The following is a 2,375-nucleotide window of genomic DNA, read 5'->3' as shown; positions in this document are numbered from 1 at the left end:
GTGGGCGCGCTGGTGGTGGTGATGGCCTCTCTCCTCGCCCGGCTGCGGCCTTCGGCGGAGGTCAAGCGAGGGGCGATGCTGCTCGGCGTCCTCTACGCGGTCCAGCTCGCCGTGGGAGTCATCAACCTGGTGCTGCTGGCGCCGGTGGGGATGCAGCTCATCCACCTGCTGCTCGCAGACCTGGTGTGGATCTCCCTGGTGCGGCTGAGCGCGGCGGGGCTCGCGGAGGACGCGCCCAGGGCCGAGCCGAGATCGACCCCCGTGGACTCTGCCTCCGCCTCGGGATCACGCGCCGGGTGAGGCGGCTGTCATGCCCCACGCCCCTGTGACACCCGCAGTCCGCGAGGCACCACGACTCGCTCGAGGAGCTCGAACAGCCCGCTCACGGCGAGCGCCAGCAGCGCCGCGGGGACAGCGCCCTCCAGGATGAGCCCCGTATCGTCCAGCCGGATGCCGGTGAGGATGGGCTGCCCGTAGCCGCCCGCGCCAATGAGCGCTCCCAGCGTCGCGGTGCCCACGTTGATGACGGCGGCTGTCTGGATGCCGGCGAGGATGGAGGGCGTGGCCAGCGGCAGCTCGATGCGCCAGAGCCGTGCACCCGGTGGCAGGCCCAGAGCCTCGGCGGACTCGCGGATGTCGCCCGGGATGCCGGTGAGCCCCGCGGCCGTGTTCCGGACGATGGGCAGCAGGCTGTAGAGGAACAGCGCCACGATGGCCGGCCGCGAGCCGATGCCCAGCAGCGGAATCATCACCACCAGCAGCGCCAGCGAGGGCACCGTCTGGATGATGCTCGCCAGCCCCAGCACTCCCTGCCCCACCCGCGCCCGCTTCGCCGCGAGCACTCCGAGCGGCACGGCCACCGCCACGGCCGCGAGCAGCGACACGAGCACGAGGAACAGGTGCTCGCGCGTCCGGTGCCACACCCGCGAGGCTAGGCTGTCCGATCGCAGCTCCGACTCGAGGCCCAGCTTGCGCGTGAGGAACTCCGAGGCCACCTGGCTCTCGGGGACGCGCTCCAGTCGGGCCCGGGCGTTGAGCTGGACCATCTCGGGCTCGGAGATGAGCCCCTCCAGCCGCAGGACGGCCGCGAGCACGCGCGGGTTCCTCTTCGCCCAGTCCTCGCGGTAGAGCAGCACGGCGTCGTAGGCGGGGAAGTGCTTCAGATCGTCCTCCAGCACGCGCAGGCCGTAGGCGGCGATCTCCGCGTCCGTGGAGTACAGGTCCGTCACCTGGAGGGCGCCGCTCTCCAGGCCTCGGTAGGCGAGATCATGATCCAGCCCGCGCACCTCCCGCTGGGGGAGCTGGTAGCGGTCTCTCAGGGAGGGCCAGCCGTCGCCGCGGTCCATGAACTCGTTGCTGAAGCCGAGCCGCAGCTCGGGGTGCGCGCGCAGGTCCGAGATGCGCCGGATGCCCAGGCGCTCGGCCTCCGCCTCCTTCATCCCCAGCGCATAGGTGTCGTTGAAGCCGAGCGAGGCGCTCATCCCCAGCCCCTCGGCGGCCAGGGCCTCGCGCAGCGCGGCGTCATCGCGCAGGCCCCGCGCGGCGAACAACTCCTGGCGCAGGGTGCCGGTGTACTCGGGATAGATGTCCAGCTCACCGCGCTTCAGGGCCTCCCAGAGCACGGTGGTGCCACCCAGCTCGCGCCGATGCACCGCGCTCGCCCCGGGGAGCCGCGCCAGCCGTGCCACCAGCTCGCCCAGGATGACGGACTCGGTGAACTTCTTGGAGCCCACGCGCATCTCAGGCGTGGTGCCCGGCGCCTTGGGAGCACAGCCCGGAACGCCCAGCAGCACCAGCAGCACACCCGCGAGCAGGCCCCTCACGCGCCTGGCTCCAGCGGCAATCGCTGTGCCTGGATGAAGCGGGTGACGAAGGGATCGGCTGGGTTCGACTCCAGCTCGGCGAGCGTCCCCTGCTGCACCACGCCCCCGTCGCGCAGCAGCACGACGTGCTGGCCCAGGAAGGCCGCCTCGCCCAGATCATGGGTGACGAGCACCACCGTCTTGCCAAGCCGCGCGAAGATGGCGCGCAGATCCACCTGCAGCTCGGAGCGGACCATTGCGTCCAGGGCCCCCAGCGGCTCGTCGAGCAGCAGCACGTCCGGCTCCAGCATCAGCGCGCGCATGAGCCCCACACGCTGGCGCTGGCCGCCGGAGAGCTGCCCGGGGAACCGTCCCAGCGCCTCGCTCGGGAAGCGGGTCAGCTCCACGAGCGCCTCCAGCCGGGCGCGGATGCGCTCCTCGGGCCACCGCAGGTAGCGGGCCATGAGCTCCACGTTCTGCGCGGCGGTGAGGTGCGGGAAGAGGCCGCCACCCTGGAGCGCATAGCCCATGCGCTGGCGCACCGCGAGCACCTCCTCCTCTTCCAACGGCAGC

Annotated in this window: 3 protein-coding genes; 1 reads left to right on the top strand and 2 read right to left on the bottom strand. The window is 72.0% G+C overall.

Annotated elements, in window-relative coordinates:
• Positions 1 to 300 (top strand): COX15/CtaA family protein (locus VD972_RS04830; RefSeq protein WP_324981452.1); only part of this gene is annotated, 300 nt, incomplete at its 5' end.
• 8 nt (positions 301 to 308) lie between these two features.
• Here the strand turns inward: VD972_RS04830 and VD972_RS04825 are convergent.
• Together VD972_RS04825 and VD972_RS04820 are read right to left on the bottom strand one after the other, a co-directional pair.
• Entirely contained in the window at positions 309 to 1,823 is a 1,515-nt protein-coding gene (locus VD972_RS04825) for a glycine betaine ABC transporter substrate-binding protein (protein WP_414653985.1), read from the bottom strand.
• Positions 1,820 to 2,375 (bottom strand): ATP-binding cassette domain-containing protein (locus tag VD972_RS04820; protein WP_324981449.1); only part of this gene is annotated, 556 nt, incomplete at its 5' end. The genes VD972_RS04825 and VD972_RS04820, both read right to left, overlap by 4 nt.

It is taken from the genome of Hyalangium sp. (assembly GCF_035629615.1).
Taxonomy (GTDB): Bacteria; Myxococcota; Myxococcia; order Myxococcales; family Myxococcaceae; genus Hyalangium.
Note: the sequence above shows the minus strand (reverse complement) of the source record. Positions and strands in the feature narration are given on the sequence as shown.